The sequence below is a fragment of the Vibrio pectenicida genome, from assembly GCA_024347015.1.
Classification (GTDB): Bacteria; Pseudomonadota; Gammaproteobacteria; order Enterobacterales; family Vibrionaceae; genus Vibrio; species Vibrio pectenicida.
Genome location: AP024890.1, coordinates 252,557 through 268,602 on the forward strand (window position 1 = coordinate 252,557; position 16,046 = coordinate 268,602).

Below are 16,046 nucleotides of genomic sequence, written 5' to 3' on the forward strand. Positions count from 1 at the left end.
CTTCCCAGAAAAAGCAGTGGCAGCTTTCATGTTGCGAATATTTCGAATAATTAACATAACTAAATATATATTGGGAAAGTATTATGAACACAACTAGCACCTTACTTAGTGCAGAGGAGATAGCTTTGGCTCGGCTGAGCAGCCAAGAATTGTCTGCGGTTATGGAGTCAAACGGAGAGGCCCAGCAACTAAATGTTATCGATAAATCAGGCACTACACACGAAGTGCAGATTCCATCGAGTGCTTTAAAGCTAATAATTGAAGTCCTTACTCAATTGGGACAAGGTAACTCCGTTAGTATAACGCCTATCCACGCAGAACTAACCACGCAGGAAGCTGCAGATTTATTGAATATGTCTCGTCCGACTTTAATCAAATTACTGGACGCAGGTGGTTTACCTCATTCACGTAAAGAAAATAGAAGAAAAGTGGCGTATTCCGATATCATTTTATATATGCAAAAATTAGAGCAGCAACGAATTGAAGCACTGGATGAACTATCTGCCTTAGATCAAGACTTAGGTATGGGATATTAAATGGCTACGTACACGGTATTGTTTGATGTATGCGTGATGTATCCAGCTCCATTAAGAAGTTATCTTATGTATTTATCTAACACAGGCTTGTTTAGAGCACGCTGGAGCAATCAGATTCATGATGAGTGGATCCGCAATTTGATGAAAAATAATCCTAGCTTGCAACGAGAGCAATTGGAACGAGTAAAAAACCTGATGAATGCTCATGTACCAGATTGTTTAGTCGAAGAGTATGAGTATTTGATTTCAGGGCTAAGCTTACCAGACGAAGATGATCGACATATTTTAGCCACTGCTCTAAAAGGTCAGGCAGAAGCCATTATTACATTCAACTTAAAAGATTTCCCCACAGAAAAATTGTCGCCACTTGGTGTTTCTGCGATTCACCCGGATGAGTTTTTAAGCGACATGTTTGAAATGGACCCAAGTGCTTGTATCAAAGTTTGTCAGTGTGGGTTGAACCTGATTTCAAATCCTGAAATTTGTCTTAGTTTTCCGGCTCTTCCCCGCTTTAATGAGTCTGTATGCACAGGCTCATTAAAGCAATCATCATCAGGATTAAAACCTGTTTCTAAATCACCCTAACGTTCTCTATGGGGATTAGAGAAAAGTTGACGGATCTCATTGTGCAAGGATTCCTTTCTCATCTCCATTTCTGATGATTTAAAAGCCAAGTCAACTCTTCTTATTGACTCTAGGACTAAATTGCTCCGCTGCGATTGGTCTTCTTTTAGTAATGGTAGAGATAAGTTTTTTACTTCAACCAGAACAATATCCTCATTACTCATAAAAGACATAATGTCATTTTGAAGATCTTCTTCAGAGTAGCTATTATTCGTTATTATCCCTAGAGGTATTTTGGGATTCCCACTAAACTCAATGAATGTATTTGCAAACATGGCTTTTTTACCCTGTAGAAAGTATTTACTACCATCATGGAAAGCCTCAACTTGCAGTGCCTCTTCATTTGTTCTGAATGAGCCTGGAGTAAACTTTAAATGCTCAACTGATAGCTCACCACTCAACAATGATTCTATGTTTAAGTTTGTGGTTATTCCGCATCCCATGTTTCCATATTGAAGTGATTGACAAAAATTGGGGGATTCGATGGTGTAATCGTTCATGGAGCTACTTTTCTTTATCGCTTCCTCAGTTAACGATAATACATCGGAGTACCCATCTAATATCTCATCTAGATTTCCCTTGGTTCTGGCTTCATGAGTTGTGTTTGTTATTGTTGGTTTTATGGTTTTGGATTCATGGTCAATTTCAAGTGAAGTCATAAACCAATGATCTTTATTTGATAATACAGGCGTGACTATTGTTTTTGTTTCCGGAGATCGACCAAGCCTAAAATCTAGCATACTGGAAAGTTCAGCATGTGATGTGGATTTCCCATATTTACCTTCGTTACTATTGATTTCGATATAAGGGAGGATTTCTGTATGTGTGTTTTTTTTCGAGCTAGCCACTTCTTCTAGCAAAAACATCTCATGATGAGGGAATGTGCCTGTCATAGATAGGATATTTTTATTTATGTTGCTTGAGAAGTGAATTTTTATACCATTTTTAAAAACCTCAATATCCTCCTCCCTCCCTTTTCCGGATATTTTCAATTCAATATCATCACTGCCGTCTTTGTAACGTATCGTGGTTTTTTTTGAATTGTAATAGTCGAGTGACTTTTTATTAATATTTTCATCGGATGTTATCAAAACGTTTTCTTTTCCGAGAAGTGAGTCATATTTAGTTTCAACTATATTTCTTTCTGGGTTTTGGGGGGGTTGATGAGTATTTACTAGTGATGGATTTGCTGAGAATATTGGGTTCATAATTTCACTGTGAGAATTAAAAACACCATTACCGTCACCTGTGATCTCTCCACTAACCGCATCCAGGTCTGCAGTACGGGACTCTAACTGTTCAAATGATTGGTAAAGGAAATCGTATAAAGCATTACGCTGAGATTCCTCAGACAAAGAGTATGTAGTCTCAAGTGTTACCCCAGCATTTTCTATCGCTTGAGCAAAGGCTTGCTCTACTGTACCTTCATCGATTAGAACTGGCAATTGATCTTGCTGAGTTTTGTATGATAGTTGAGTAAACACTTTAACAAAAACTGGCTTGAGGTCAGCCACTGTCAACTGCTGGTTATTCGTCATATTGAGACCAGATGCGACTAAATCCTTTCCAAACAGTTGACCCGCTAAAACTTCTAAACGGTTGATATCGTTAATTTGGAAATAGGTGGCAGCAATTGGGCCAAAATAAATATCTTCTAAGGAATCAGGTCCAATACGTTCACTTTGCACTCCACTGTCTTGATCATCAATGGTGTAGCCTAGTCCTTGATAAAGCGCATCGTAGTTGATGAGGCCCAAAGAGCCTGGTATTGTCGTATCTGGTAAACGCTTGTTGTAGTCATTAATTTGGTATGGACCGCCTTGTCCTACTGCAAGCAACTGACTCGCGTATCCCGGCTCATGAATAGCTTGTTTTTTGGCTTCTGCAGAATAGTCAGGATTGATCCTAGAATCAGCTAACCCGGCTTCTTGTAACAATTGTGACAAAATTGAACCAACTAAATACTCCTTATTGAAATGAACTTCAGGATATTTTTTTTCAACAAGGTAAGAATACAAAGTACCAGCGATCAAATTAGAAATGACCACATCTGTCGCATAGGGTGTATTTAAGTTGAAAAGATCAATTGTCGTCTGCGTATCACCATAAGGAAAAGTAACATGATGGATAATGGCATCTTCGGTTGGTAAAGCACCTGTACCACCATCACTTGGTGTACCATCAAAAGTTACAGTGCCAGAAAATTCAGGCCATTGCTGCACTTCTTGTCCCGCAGCATCTCCATCAGTCACAACGAAAGAGCCATTACTCCATATAAACTTACCAACATTAACACCTAGTATTTGAGGCTTAGATTTAAATGTCATTTTATAGCTACTGAGTTTTCTGATATCTAAACCACCTTCCTCACTAGCGCTTGCCTTATACTGGCAGTGCCTCCCTGAAGCACAATTGTAAGGAATAAAAGTTAATGTTTGCTCTATTGTATCAGCTAGTACATTCCATGATGGAAGCAAAACGACCCCGATTAACACATTCAATTTATTGAATTTCATATATAACCCTGTTCTGCGCAATTTTTTCATGACATTTTTCTAAAGGACTTTTCATAGTCGATCGGTGAGATATCGCCATTAGTAGTATGTAGCCGGTCTAAATTGTAATATCTATATATCTATAGACCTTACTGTAAATTTATAAGTAATGTTCAAAATGGCAGTCATTGTAATAAAAGCCTGTTAAAGCGCCATCAGGTATTACCCTGAATTATTAATGTGGTATTTTTTGCGTTTCAAATGGAGGATGGGGTTGATAAGCTTATGAATTTTAAAGTACTCTACTTTTTTGGGATTCTTCCACACGACCCGTAATGAGGTCAGTGATGAAGATATTGCGAAGCCCGAACACATATTGAATACACGAGGTCGAGCTTCGTTAGGGTATCGGTCGCCAAATGATGTTTTTTAGAGCATTTGATGGCCGCTTATTTATAATAAGTGTTGCGTTTCAGGTGACGGAGGGCCCTGAAATTAAAGAGAGCAGCGAGTATTTAGTCGAGCCAATAGATTTCTCATTGTCCTTTGGCGGGCTAGAAACTGGTAGGTCATTAGTAAAAAGTAGGTTAGCACTAGTTGTAGAGGCTGGCGTTGGCTTTAATGAATGCAAGACTGCCCGTGACTACCTTTTAAACGACGAAGCTGAACCATGCTTTGGATATTTTCACTCATCAGACCCAATTGTCAATCGACCTAAAGGAATTCCTCTTCATCGTATCTATGTTAAAGGCGTGCCTGAAACAAATATGATCTTGGGCTACGTAGAGTTCTACGGACATAAAAGAATGCTCGTGTTCCTATCGGATAGCTATACGGGAGGTGCATTTGAAAATACCTACGCACTAAATCCTATAGATGGGAAAGAATTTGACCTTAGTTACGATCTTCAGGTTTCAAAGCAAGACATAGAAGATTGCTACAATTATAAGCTCATACCTAATGGAAGTATTGAGAGTGCGTTAAATGAAGTTATGCCTACTGCGATAAAGAATAACTTCGAGAGAGAAAAAGATCGTGTAATAAATGCTGCTGTTCAGTATGCATTTGAAAATTGTGGTGCTGCATATGGCGACGAATTAACCGATGAACAACTGAATCGGTTCAACGGTCTTTTACAAGAGAAGCCATGCTATTTCTTATCAGCCAAATTCGTCATTAATAATGTTAAGGTACCCAAGATGCTTTTTCTAATCTTTGGGGTTCAGTTAGTGCTATTGCACTAACTGACTTTTGTCCAAAAATGAGGTGGGTGTCAATATTGGTGTGTCTCCGTAATTATTCCTTCGATTTTTTGGCCGTTTGATGGGGAAATTTACCCTACTATACGGCCTTATTTTTAAAGAGGTCAGCGCATGAATTATGAAAAAGGGTATTACAGTAATGGCATCGTACACTGCGATGCCGCGAAAGAATTGCTCGCGTTGCTACCAGTAAAACCTCATTGAATGATGAATTTAGGTTGCCATACATGCATTTGGAATCTGATTTGGCATATCAGCACATGTTTGAAAGCCGTGGCTTTGCCGTAGAGCATCTCTATACCAAGAATAAGAGAGGGGCAAGCCTACATTGTTACCATTCATAGATTATTCACCAGCCTGACACAATAGCTTGAAGATGGATACACTAAGGCTACTTGAGGCTTCTTTGTCTTTGCACCAACCACTTATCTAAATGATTAGCGAACTGCTGTCTATCAGCTTGGTTTAAAGGCGCTGGGCCGCCGGTTTGCACGCCACTGCTGCGCATGGTATCCATGAAATCACGAATATTGAGCCGTGACTTAATGTTCTCTTTAGTAAATAGCTCACCACGAGAGCTCAATGCATGTCCGCCCTTAGTAATAATTTCATCGGCTAGTGGAATATCACTCGTGATCACTAAATCATCTTTTTCACAACGCTTAACTATTTCATTATCCGCCACGTCAAAGCCGGCTTGAACTTGCAACATTGTCACCTTTGGAGAGGCCGGTGTACGAATAAACTGGTTTGCGACCAAAGTCACTTCTACGCCTGTTCGCTCTGATGCTCGAAACAAAACATCTCGAGTCACAACAGGGCATGCATCAGCATCCACCCAAATTTTCATTAGTCAATCTTCCCAAAATTTCGAATGATGACATTAAACCTCAAAAGCTGCTGTCTGGGTAGAATAATCTATAGTCACCACGACGTCTCATAATGCGCGATTAGTATTAAACCTAGCGACCATCGACCAATCATTCGATATATATATAATAGTAATCCAATGAAAAGCCCACGCAAATCATTCAAATGTACAACTTATCTCTTTTACTCATTAGCAATTCACCACTGTAAAACGCACAAAAGAGACACAACTATTACACACAAACAACGAAATAAATCATCAACTAAACAACAACTTTATTAACAAAAACAACAATGAAGAATATTTCACATCGGAGAAGGGATGCTCAAGCAGCAAAAATCAGCCAATGAGCAATACATTACCCATGTCAAAAAGTAACAAGGAATGAATAAGTAGTGATTTATTATTCACATGGGCAATAATTGATTTTACATATGCGCAGAGTGTATTATATGAACATAATGGGGTAACTTTTAAATAAAACCACTTTTTATGTAAATTAAAAATTAAAAAAAATAATAAAATCAGCGAAAAATGTTACTAAAAAGTTAAAGGCAATCCAAAATAAGTGATCTTAATCACATCCACATATCTAACAATACATTTTACGTTCGTATTCTACGCTTCGCCTGATACCCTCCAGAACGCCTTGAAGTGAACTTAAGGTGCATAACTATAAGGAGTGTTCACGATGAATACCAAGAAACCTCTGTCGCTAACTAGCCGCGTTATTATAGGCATGGTAGCGGGTATCTTGACAGGATTTGCAATTCGCAGCCTTTTTGCCGACAACGGATTTGTCGACACATATATAGTCAACGGACTGTTTGAAGTTGGTGGTCAGATTTTTGTCGCCAGCTTGAAGATGCTTGTTGTACCACTAGTATTTGTTTCACTAGTCTGTGGAACAAGCGCGCTAAAAGATCTTTCAACTTTAGGTCGAATGGGTGGTAAAACACTCGCTTTTTATATTGTAACCACAACTATCGCCATCACATTCGCTCTTACTATGGGTAGTATCTTCCAGCCAGGTGCTGGAGCCGATCTCACCGCAGTAAGTTCATTTAAATCAGCGGAAGCCCCTTCTTTGGGACAAGTTATTATTAACATGTTCCCGACTAACCCTATTAGTTCTATGGCTGAAGGTAAAACTCTGCAGGTGATTGTGTTTGCAGTATTGTTTGGTATCGCCATCAGCGCCGCTGGTAAAGCAGGTGAAAGAATCGCATCTGTATTTTCTGATCTGAACGAAGTGATCATGAAATTAGTCGCGTTACTGATGAACCTAGCTCCTTACGGTGTGTTCTTCCTAATGGCTAAGTTGTTTACTGGCCTAGGTTTGAGCGCAATCATGAACCTTGCTGAGTATTTCTTGGTGCTGGCAGGAACCTTGGTTCTTCACGGTCTAGTCACATACAGTTTGATGCTAAAAGGTTTCACGGGACTAAGCCCGATCACCTTCTTGAAGAAAATGGAAGATGCGATCATGTTCGCCTTCTCTACGGCTTCTTCAAACGCGACGATTCCTGTTTCGATGGAAACGGCCAAAAATCGTATGGGTGTAGATAACAGTATTTCCTCGTTCACTATTCCACTAGGTGCTACTGTGAACATGGACGGTACAGCGATCATGCAAGGCGTAGCCACCGCATTTATCGCTCAAGCATTTAACATTGACCTTACTATGGGTGATTACCTAATGGTGATCTTAACCGCTACCCTAGCTTCAATTGGTACAGCGGGCGTTCCCGGAGTCGGTCTAGTAATGCTTGCAATGGTCTTGAACCAAGTGGGTCTACCTTTAGAAGGTATTGCCTTAATCATGGGTGTTGACCGCTTACTTGATATGATAAGAACAGCAGTAAATATTACCGGTGATAACGCGGTTACCGTCATTGTGGCTAAATCTGAAGGTGCTCTAGACGAAACTCGCTTTAATGACCCTCTTGCAGGTGAAAAGGAAGAGCAAGTGAGCCTAAAACACTCTAAAGCCTAAGCCGAATAAGCGTCCAAACCATTAAAATTACCATCGCTTGATAAGTTTATGAATTTCTAAATACAAAGCCTCAAAACAAACGTTTTGGGGCTTTTAAAATCATAAAATACCCCAGAACATGATCAACATTAACTAGCCTACCATGTCTTAATCTACTGACTTCACAACTGTCAAAAAGCTCATGACTCTACCTTGCAAATTAACCAAAACATGTCTTTAATTTTATAAGGTTAGCAACATTGATTAGAGTGACTCTTATAACTCGATAGGCTTGTTGACCAAAGAACAACGTCAAGCAAGTCGATACTTTATCTAGTGGCTTACGACGCGCCTTTTTTTCAAAATACTCTTTGGTCCGTGGTTCAATCGCGGTAGTAAAATCTCGAACCTGGAACACAGTCATGCCTCAGAAAAAGCCATATAAGCAGACCTTCTCTATACGGGTCACCATAGGGTCGCTGTTATTACTGGTTGCGACTCTTACAGCAACTTTAGCTCTATCTATTCATTACCACTTTATCTATCAAACCTTGGAAGAGCATCAACTCGCGGAATCTTCCTCAGTTGCTAAGAATGTCAGTGACAATATGAAAGAGACTGACACTCGTATGCGTAACATTGCTTTCACTCTTGCTCAGGTAGTTGAACCTTCAAATGATACTCAGAAATGGTTACCTGCTTTTTTAACAACGTTAGAAGCTACCCCTGAACTTTACAGTGTCTTTTTTGGCACTCAAGATGATGACTTCTATCAAGTAATTAACTTGGATGTAGAACAAACATTAAGATCAAATATAAACGCAAAGTCTGATGACAAATGGCTGATGGTCACAGTAAAAAAAGCTAGAAATGGACAACGTAAGAAAACCGTTTCCTTTGTTAGCAACGATCTCAAGGTACGAAAAACTCAAGAAACCTTAAGTGGATACTTCCCTTCCTTAAGGCCTTGGTACCAAAAAGCCCAGTCGGGTGGTACTATCAAAACTGAACCCTATATCTTTGCTCAAGTTGCTGTATCTGGCCAAACTTATGCCACCAAAAATAATGCAGGAACAGCGGTGATAGGAATAGATGTATTACTCTCAACCCTTTCCACGATACTCAACCAAACCTTTGCACAGCAACTAAGTGAAGCTTATGTTTTCCGCCAAACTGGTGAGATGCTGGCCGATACTAACCCAACGTTCAAAGAGAAACCACTACCAACACTTCCCTCTCTACCAATGACTGAGCAAGAAAAAGCTCTAATCAAAAGCTTAAGCCCTTTACGGATTTCCAACCAAAGAAACTGGGCACCGATAGATTATAGTGTTCTTGGCGAGCCTAGAGGCTATGCGATTGACATGGTCAAAATGATCGGCCAAATGACAGGCATAAAATGGGCATTTAGTAATGGGTTAGATTGGAGCGAATTGGTCAATCAGTTTAATAATGATAAACTCGACGCATTACATTCCCTTCAATATCACAAAGACGGCTATGCTCAAGGCGTCTACAGTGATCCCATATTTACTTTACCTTTTGGCATTCTGGTTTCAGATACATTAACCGATATTAAAGATCTTAGTGCGTTCAATGACGATAAAGTCGCCATCTTATCAGGTTGGTCTATTATCCCAAATCTTAAAAAAAACTACCCAAACATCGACATCATTGAAGTCAATGATTCGTTCGAAGGTTTGACGCTTCTTAAAACGGGTAAAATAAGTGGTTTCATCGACAGCAGCGCTATTCTTAAACACGCTGTCCACCAATATTTTACCGACGGTGTAACCGTCATTGAAGATATAGCCCCTTTTAACCAAGGATTTGAGACCGAATTTCATATCGCGCTCAACAAGAGATACGCTGAATTACTACCCATTATCAATCGAGCCATCAAAAAAGTTAATGACACCCAGAAAGATTTCTTACTCGCAAAGTGGCTTGGTAATTCAGCCGCAACCAAGCATCGAGTGATACCCCATGCTGTTTTTTACGACCTGATGGCCTCTCCCTCGCAACAAGGCAGTTTAGTAAATTCAGTAACAAAGTCAGGTGATACTTATGTGTATTTACAACCTGTAGGATCTTCTTCTCCCAGTGAATTTTTAGCTATTACCTTGCCTGTCTCCGTATTACATAACCAAGTAGTACGACAAGTGTTATACGCCACAGGCATCTCCGCTTTAATTATGTTGCCGATGCTATGGCTAGCTTGGCTATCAGGATCCCCTATCATTCAAGCTATTCGATCGCTGAAAAAAGAAACCAAAAAAATTCAAAAGCGTAACTATAAACAATTACAACCAGTTAAAAGTCGGATTCGTGAAATCTCACAGTTGTCAGACTCTGTCGAGGAGATGGCCAATCAATTGCAAGCGCATGAAAAGCAACAAGAAGCCTTGCTTGACTCTATTGTTCAACTTATCGCAAGAGCCATCGATGATAAATCACCATATACCGCGGGTCACTGTAATCGAGTGCCCGTGATTGCGATGATGCTAGCCGATGCAGCTGAGTCATCAACACAAGGTTCTTTTGAAGACTTCCGCTTTAAAGGAGAACGGGAAAAACGTGAATTTCAAATGGCAGCTTGGCTTCACGATTGCGGGAAAATAACCGTCCCAGAGTACATCGTAGATAAAGGAACAAAACTGGAAGCCAATTACAACCGATTACATGAAATTCGTATGCGTTTTGAAGTGATATGGCGAGATATCGCCCTTAAAGGCTACATGAAAAGACACAATGGCGAAGATGTAGATCAAGTCTTGTCATGGGTGAAGACACAACAATCGCGGTTACAAGAAGAGTTTACCTTTGTCGCCTCCCTAAACACAGGCGATCGCCCCGTATCTGATGAAGACATCAGCAAGCTTAAGAAAATTGGCGCTCAAACTTGGTGCCGACAATTTGATGATACTATCGGTCTATCACCAGTAGAAAAAGACCGCTTGTCTGCTTCTTCAACCACACAAACACTGCTTAAAGATCTACCCGAACACAAAGTACCTCGGTATCACCCTCCTTGTTATGACTATGGTATTACTATGCAGGCACCTGAGTTTTTAAGCGACTATGGCGAAATTTACAACCTATCTATTTTGAGAGGCACTTTGACTAAAGAAGATCGTTATCGAATCAATGAGCATATGGTGAGCGGGATTAAAATGTTAGAAAGCTTACCTTTTCCTGATGATCTAAAACAGGTCCCTAGACTTGCTACCACTCATCATGAAACATTAGCTGGGCGTGGCTACCCACGCCAACTAAGTGAAGACCAGCTTTCAGTAAAAGAAAGAATTCTTGCCATTGCAGATATATTTGAAGCTTTAACCGCCGCAGACCGCCCCTATAAAAAAGCATTCAAGTTAAGTAAAGCCATTGCAATTATGGAAGATATGGTAGCGAACAAACATATAGATGGTGACCTTTTCACTTTATTTGTTAAGCAAGGTTTACACATCACTTACGCCGAACGTTTTTTAAGCCCAGATCAGATTGACGTAGACAATGGGAATATTAAAACTTAGCAGAGACAAAAAATGTGTTTACACAACTGCGCAAAGTTCCAATAAAAGCTAATCTAGCTAGGGCTGATGATTTTCCAGTTTAGTTAACCTTTCATCAATCTCTTTTATTGATTCAAGTAGCACGGCAATCATTCCTTTATAATCAACTTGCAGGTAACCTGATTCAGAATGGGTGTTGATAAGCTCTGGATACCATTGCTCAACTTCTTGGGCAACAAAGCCGAGTTCTGGGTTGTTTTTTTGAAAAATATAGTTGTATCGATAACCATTAATCGCTCTGACCGCTTCTAATGTAGAAGTAATACGCTCTATATTTTCTTTCAAATGAACATCACTAAAGCGAAGAAAAACATGATCAATAAGATTATGATAAGAACGCTTACCTGGGGCAAAGTAAGAACGTTCACCATCCGTCACATAAAACACTTTCCAAGTTGAAAAATGCCCTTCTGCAGGCTGTGGTACTGTTCCCTCAGGGCAAAATCCATCAAGAGAGTGATATACACTTTCTGAAATAGGAATAAACACAAAATAGCTATTTTCCCAAGGCTGCTCTTGAGTTTTTAACGGCCAATTAAATGTTTGTTTATTATCCGACCATTCCCAATCATCTTGTTGTTGATCATAACAAAAAATATTAAATTCTTTCGCCAAGCTCGGTAGCGAAAATAATACTAAGCCTAAGTAAAGTAATACAACATGTTGTTTCATTATAAATAACCCTCCGTGGTTTTAAATTGTGCAGAGTATCTTTTAACAACAAATTTGAAACAAGCTGAAATGGTTAATTATTGATCATAGCGCAAATGTTAAACAGATTTTTGATTTAAACTCAATGTCTTAACGCCATTTCTTACAGCACGTTATTTAAACAATGCTATATGTTTACTTGCAATTTAATCAGATCAAACCTACCTCACATACCCGAATAAGAAACCTCTTTAGAATGACGTCACTATCGCAACAACTCACTTTCAAGGAGTGAAAGTAATGGCTATACAATGGTCAGCCTTAATCGCCCTCTTGTTATTCCCTTTTAACTCTTTTGCAACCGTCAACACGCAGCAAGTACTCCCATTAACACAGTCTTATGTAGGCTACGCGTCCCTACTCATTTTTGTTAGTGCCTACATATTGGTCATGCTTGAAGAATATCTTTCATTAAGAAAGTCCAAACCTGTTTTACTCGCTGCTGGTCTTATATGGGCAATGATAGGATATGTCTATTCACAATATGGGCAAATAGAAATCGCAAAGTCTGCACTCGAACATAATCTGTTAGAGTATGCAGAGCTACTGCTATTTCTATTAGTAGCAATGACCTATATAAGTGCGATGGAAGAACGGAAGATATTCGATTCACTTCAAGCTTGGATGGTAAGTAAAGGTTTTAATTACAAATCACTCTTTTGGCTTACAGGAATTCTGGCCTTTTTCATTTCTCCAATTGCAGATAACCTCACCACAGCATTACTTATGTGCGCTGTAGTGATGAAAGTAGGGGGCAACAACCCCAAGTTCATCAATCTTGCATGTATAAATATTGTTGTCGCGGCCAATGCAGGCGGAGCTTTCAGTCCATTTGGTGATATAACAACGCTAATGGTTTGGCAAGCTGGTCATGTGTCCTTTTCTGAGTTTGTGCCACTTTTTCTCCCATCTGTTGCAAATTACTTAGTTCCAGCGGCGATAATGTCATTATTTGTGCCAAACACAGCCCCAAATACCATTCACCAACATGTTGAGCTAAAACGCGGAGCTCGCCGAATAGTGGCCTTATTTATTATCACTATTGCCACCGCCGTCGCATTTCATGCCGTGCTGCACTTCCCTCCAGTCATCGGCATGATGATGGGACTTGCATACTTACAATTCTTCGGTTTTTTCTTACGCAAAACTCTTAAATCGTCATTACATAAAAAAGCAGCTATCGCCATTGCAAAGGGTGACGATCACGCTTTAAAACGTCTAGGTTCTGTTGTTCCATTTGATGTGTTTCGCCGCGTTTCTCATGCCGAATGGGATACGCTGTTGTTCTTTTATGGGGTAGTTATGTGTGTAGGAGGCCTGAGTTTACTTGGCTATTTAGGGTTAGTGTCTGAAGTTATGTATTCACAATGGAACCCTATTTTAGCTAATATCATAGTAGGAATACTGTCTGCAATTGTCGATAACATACCCGTTATGTTTGCTGTTCTCACTATGGAGCCATCGATGTCTATGGGAAACTGGTTGCTTGTTACTCTTACCGCGGGCGTAGGTGGAAGTCTGTTGTCAATAGGCTCTGCGGCAGGTGTCGCTTTAATGGGTGCAGCTCATGGCAAATATACGTTTTTTGGCCACCTAAAATGGGCTCCCGTTATCGCCATCGGTTATGTGGTAAGTATAGGATTGCACCTTATACTTAACGCATCTTTATTCTAGGAAACTCAAAAATATTCTCAAGTGGTCCAACTCACTATACCACTATAAGGGCAGCTAATTGCTGCCCGATGATAATAGGTACTTATTATTCAAGACGCCTCTGCCAAACACTGGCCAACTGATATTTTGCACAAATACTGCAAGTCAAAGCTTCATTGTCCCCGTGAATACGCATCACAATGTCTTCTCTTTTTTCTAAAGAACTGTTTCTCATTGTGATTGTTAAGTAATTATCTTCAACAGAAAATGACTTGGATATATCAGGCGATCCAACTTTACTAATCGTTACTTTGGCATCTTTGAACATCAGCAAATCTTGGGTATATAAGTTTTCATATACCCCCTCAAACTCATAAGTTTGTTTGTTTATCATTCGATTGAGATTATCTTCAAAGCACCCTTGCAACATCAAGGCTAGTAGTACGAAAATAATCCTATATTCTAACCGCATTAATCAGGTTCCCAGTGCTCCAATTTTAATAACGCCGCTTTTCTTTCTAAGCCACCCGCATACCCTGTTAGCTTGCCTTTTTTACCAATAACTCGGTGGCAAGGCACAATTACTGAAATAGGGTTTTTACCATTTGCCAATCCGACGGCTCTAACTGCTCTTGGATTACCGATTGCTTCAGCAAGCTTTTGATAACTCCATGTTTCTCCAAAAGGGATAGTCGTTAATTCTTGCCATACTTGTTGCTGAAATACAGTTCCTCTAACAGCAAGTGGCAATTCAAACGTTTGTCTACCCTGAAAAAAATATTCCTTTAACTGTCTGATTGTTAAAATAAGTATAGGATGCTTTGGATCTTTTTTGCCTAACTCTTGCGGTTGTGTGGTCTGAGTCTCAAACCAAGCACCCAATAAACCAAGGTCATTCGCTTGGACGGTCATTTGGCCTAAGGGAGATTCAAAAGTCGTGTAAAACTGGTTCATGCATGACTCCAACAATGAAATGTGGCGTAGCTCCCCCACGGAGCAACACTATCAGAGCTGAGTTCAGGAAACTGTTTCAGTACTTTTTTCACAATTAAATCTCCTTCAAGAAAACAGTTAGGATTTGAGGCTCCTCGCAATTTGGCATAGTTAATACTCCAAGGCCCAATACCCTTAATATCCAGCCATGTATCACACTCTGCTTCGGGATATTCTTGCACATATTCGGCAAACCTGATCAAAGTCTGTTTCCGGCTTTGCGGCATACGCAAAAAAGACACATCGGCTTGACCCACTTCTTGTGGCGTCGGAAAGTGAGTCACTTTTTGGGGTTGTAAATGACGCACCAGCAAGTTGAGTTGCCCTATAGCAGCCTTAATTGACACTTGTTGGCCCAAAATTGCACGTACACCAGCTTCCCAAGTACTCAAAACGCCTGGAATTCGGATACCGCTTCTCTTGATTAACTTTGGGCTTAGGTGGTTAAAAACATTTTCAATCGCTAGGATATCACTATCGAGATCGAACATCCTCCTTAGCAGATTAACCATGGCTTGAAGCTGAAGATGATCAGATAACTCAAACTCAACTCGCATTATTCCAGTCCGAATAGGATAAATAGAAAAAGTACCTGATGCACCATTAATGATAAACCTTCGCTGGTAACGATTTTTATATACACGCTCCAAACCCTCAATCGCTCTTAACCGATAGAATTCAAGCATATGTTGCCAATCTAACGGCCCATTATATGTCAAATCAATATAGTTGGTTTCAAGTTGTAGTTGGCCTTGCTTCTGACGCATCAGGGTAGGGGTGAGCTTCATAACTTGTTTAAATGCATCATTAAAACGGCGCACACTTGCAAAGCCGCTGGCAAAAGCAACATCGGTTATAGACATTGAACTAGAATGGAGCAACTGCTTAGCGAACATCAATTGATGGTACAAAGCATATTGTTTCGGAGGCATACCTAGATAGCGTTGAAACAAGTGACGTAAATACCTGTCACTTATTCCTAATTTTTGCGATAAGTCACTAAGACTACCGGACTGAAGCACACCTTGATCAATAAGTTTGACAGCACGCAAAAAAGTAGTTTCCACTCCTTTCCATGCCCATGAGTTTGGTGCACTGTCTGGTCTGCACCGCAAGCATGGCCGATATCCTGCCTTTAGCGCCTGCGCTTTATCAAAAAAGTACTCGACATTTTCTTCTTTAGGTAAATTTGCTGGACAGATAGGTCTACAAAAAATGCCTGTTGTTTTTACAGCCACGTAAAACAGACCATCAAAACGTGCATCTCTTGCTTTACGAGCATTTTGACATTCTTGCAAGGAGACTTGTGATATTAAGTGCATAAAAACTCTTCAATTCTTCAGCTTTGAGC

General features: G+C 39.9%; 13 protein-coding genes. 6 read left to right on the forward strand and 7 right to left on the reverse strand.

The genetic code is table 11. From position 1 onward, the window contains the following. Window positions 1–83 precede the first annotated feature (83 nt). Window positions 84–536, forward strand: a complete 453-nt coding sequence (locus OCV27_RS16080; RefSeq protein WP_125319896.1) for a helix-turn-helix domain-containing protein — start codon at window positions 84–86, stop codon at window positions 534–536. Further along, window positions 537–1,121 carry a PIN domain-containing protein gene (locus tag OCV27_RS16085; RefSeq protein WP_125319897.1) on the forward strand — a complete coding sequence of 195 codons (585 nt, stop codon included), beginning with the start codon at window positions 537–539 and terminating at the stop codon, window positions 1,119–1,121. Here OCV27_RS16085 and OCV27_RS16090 read toward each other — a convergent pair. Beyond that, window positions 1,118–3,676 carry a hypothetical protein gene (locus tag OCV27_RS16090; protein WP_125319898.1) on the reverse strand — a complete coding sequence of 853 codons (2,559 nt, stop codon included), beginning with the start codon at window positions 3,674–3,676 and terminating at the stop codon, window positions 1,118–1,120. The genes OCV27_RS16085 and OCV27_RS16090 overlap by 4 nt on opposite strands. Before the next feature lie 398 nt (window positions 3,677–4,074). Between OCV27_RS16090 and OCV27_RS16095 the strand changes: the two genes are divergently transcribed. After that, on the forward strand, window positions 4,075–4,899 hold the full coding sequence (locus tag OCV27_RS16095; RefSeq protein ID WP_185759732.1) for a hypothetical protein: 825 nt from the start codon (window positions 4,075–4,077) through the stop codon (window positions 4,897–4,899). Window positions 4,900–5,308: 409 nt separating this feature from the next. Here the strand turns inward: OCV27_RS16095 and OCV27_RS16100 are convergent, their stop codons facing one another. Then, window positions 5,309–5,767 carry a YaiI/YqxD family protein gene (locus OCV27_RS16100; RefSeq protein WP_125319900.1) on the reverse strand — a complete coding sequence of 153 codons (459 nt, stop codon included), beginning with the start codon at window positions 5,765–5,767 and terminating at the stop codon, window positions 5,309–5,311. Between the two features lie 712 nt (window positions 5,768–6,479). Here OCV27_RS16100 and OCV27_RS16105 point away from each other — a divergent pair. Further along, entirely contained in the window at window positions 6,480–7,784 is a 1,305-nt protein-coding gene (locus tag OCV27_RS16105) for a dicarboxylate/amino acid:cation symporter (protein WP_125321021.1), read from the forward strand. A gap of 199 nt (window positions 7,785–7,983) precedes the next feature. Here OCV27_RS16105 and OCV27_RS16110 read toward each other — a convergent pair whose 3' ends face one another. Continuing rightward, window positions 7,984–8,181, reverse strand: a complete 198-nt coding sequence (locus OCV27_RS16110) for a hypothetical protein (RefSeq protein WP_125321020.1) — start codon at window positions 8,179–8,181, stop codon at window positions 7,984–7,986. Window positions 8,182–8,185: 4 nt separating this feature from the next. Here OCV27_RS16110 and OCV27_RS16115 point away from each other — a divergent pair, with 4 nt between their 5' ends. Beyond that, window positions 8,186–11,299, forward strand: a complete 3,114-nt coding sequence (locus tag OCV27_RS16115; RefSeq protein WP_125321019.1) for an HD domain-containing phosphohydrolase — start codon at window positions 8,186–8,188, stop codon at window positions 11,297–11,299. Between the two features lie 57 nt (window positions 11,300–11,356). Here the strand turns inward: OCV27_RS16115 and OCV27_RS16120 are convergent, their stop codons facing one another. Beyond that, window positions 11,357–12,010: a tail fiber domain-containing protein gene (locus tag OCV27_RS16120; protein ID WP_125321018.1), complete on the reverse strand. Its 654-nt coding sequence runs from the start codon at window positions 12,008–12,010 to the stop codon at window positions 11,357–11,359. Window positions 12,011–12,289: 279 nt separating this feature from the next. Between OCV27_RS16120 and nhaD the strand changes: the two genes are divergently transcribed. Beyond that, window positions 12,290–13,723: a sodium:proton antiporter NhaD gene (gene nhaD / locus OCV27_RS16125; RefSeq protein WP_125321017.1), complete on the forward strand. Its 1,434-nt coding sequence runs from the start codon at window positions 12,290–12,292 to the stop codon at window positions 13,721–13,723. A gap of 85 nt (window positions 13,724–13,808) precedes the next feature. Here nhaD and OCV27_RS16130 read toward each other — a convergent pair whose 3' ends face one another. Genes OCV27_RS16130 through OCV27_RS16140 form a run of 3 tightly spaced genes read right to left on the reverse strand, consistent with a single transcriptional unit; the run spans window position 13,809 to window position 16,017 of the window. Further along, window positions 13,809–14,174 (reverse strand): hypothetical protein, encoded by a 366-nt coding sequence (locus tag OCV27_RS16130; RefSeq protein WP_125321016.1) that lies wholly within the window; start codon window positions 14,172–14,174, stop codon window positions 13,809–13,811. Beyond that, window positions 14,174–14,656: a methylated-DNA--[protein]-cysteine S-methyltransferase gene (locus OCV27_RS16135; RefSeq protein WP_125321015.1), complete on the reverse strand. Its 483-nt coding sequence runs from the start codon at window positions 14,654–14,656 to the stop codon at window positions 14,174–14,176. The genes OCV27_RS16130 and OCV27_RS16135 overlap by 1 nt, the downstream gene beginning before the upstream one ends. Further along, window positions 14,653–16,017, reverse strand: coding sequence for a DNA-3-methyladenine glycosylase 2 family protein (locus OCV27_RS16140; protein WP_125321014.1), 1,365 nt, complete (start codon window positions 16,015–16,017; stop codon window positions 14,653–14,655). The genes OCV27_RS16135 and OCV27_RS16140 overlap by 4 nt, the downstream gene beginning before the upstream one ends. Window positions 16,018–16,046 lie beyond the last annotated feature (29 nt).

Excerpts from the sequence above, each read along its gene's own strand:
- OCV27_RS16120 (WP_125321018.1), bottom strand. The coding sequence starts at position 12,010 with ATGAAACAACATGTTGTATTACTTTACTTAGGCTTAGTATTATTTTCG.
- OCV27_RS16135 (WP_125321015.1), bottom strand. The coding sequence starts at position 14,656 with ATGAACCAGTTTTACACGACTTTTGAATCTCCCTTAGGCCAAATGACC.
- nhaD (WP_125321017.1), top strand. The coding sequence starts at position 12,290 with ATGGCTATACAATGGTCAGCCTTAATCGCCCTCTTGTTATTCCCTTTT.
- OCV27_RS16105 (WP_125321021.1), top strand. The coding sequence starts at position 6,480 with ATGAATACCAAGAAACCTCTGTCGCTAACTAGCCGCGTTATTATAGGC.
- OCV27_RS16095 (WP_185759732.1), top strand. The coding sequence starts at position 4,075 with ATGATGTTTTTTAGAGCATTTGATGGCCGCTTATTTATAATAAGTGTT.
- OCV27_RS16090 (WP_125319898.1), bottom strand. The coding sequence starts at position 3,676 with ATGAAATTCAATAAATTGAATGTGTTAATCGGGGTCGTTTTGCTTCCA.
- OCV27_RS16115 (WP_125321019.1), top strand. The coding sequence starts at position 8,186 with ATGCCTCAGAAAAAGCCATATAAGCAGACCTTCTCTATACGGGTCACC.
- OCV27_RS16080 (WP_125319896.1), top strand. The coding sequence starts at position 84 with ATGAACACAACTAGCACCTTACTTAGTGCAGAGGAGATAGCTTTGGCT.
- OCV27_RS16100 (WP_125319900.1), bottom strand. The coding sequence starts at position 5,767 with ATGAAAATTTGGGTGGATGCTGATGCATGCCCTGTTGTGACTCGAGAT.
- OCV27_RS16085 (WP_125319897.1), top strand. The coding sequence starts at position 537 with ATGGCTACGTACACGGTATTGTTTGATGTATGCGTGATGTATCCAGCT.
- OCV27_RS16140 (WP_125321014.1), bottom strand. The coding sequence starts at position 16,017 with ATGCACTTAATATCACAAGTCTCCTTGCAAGAATGTCAAAATGCTCGT.
- OCV27_RS16130 (WP_125321016.1), bottom strand. The coding sequence starts at position 14,174 with ATGCGGTTAGAATATAGGATTATTTTCGTACTACTAGCCTTGATGTTG.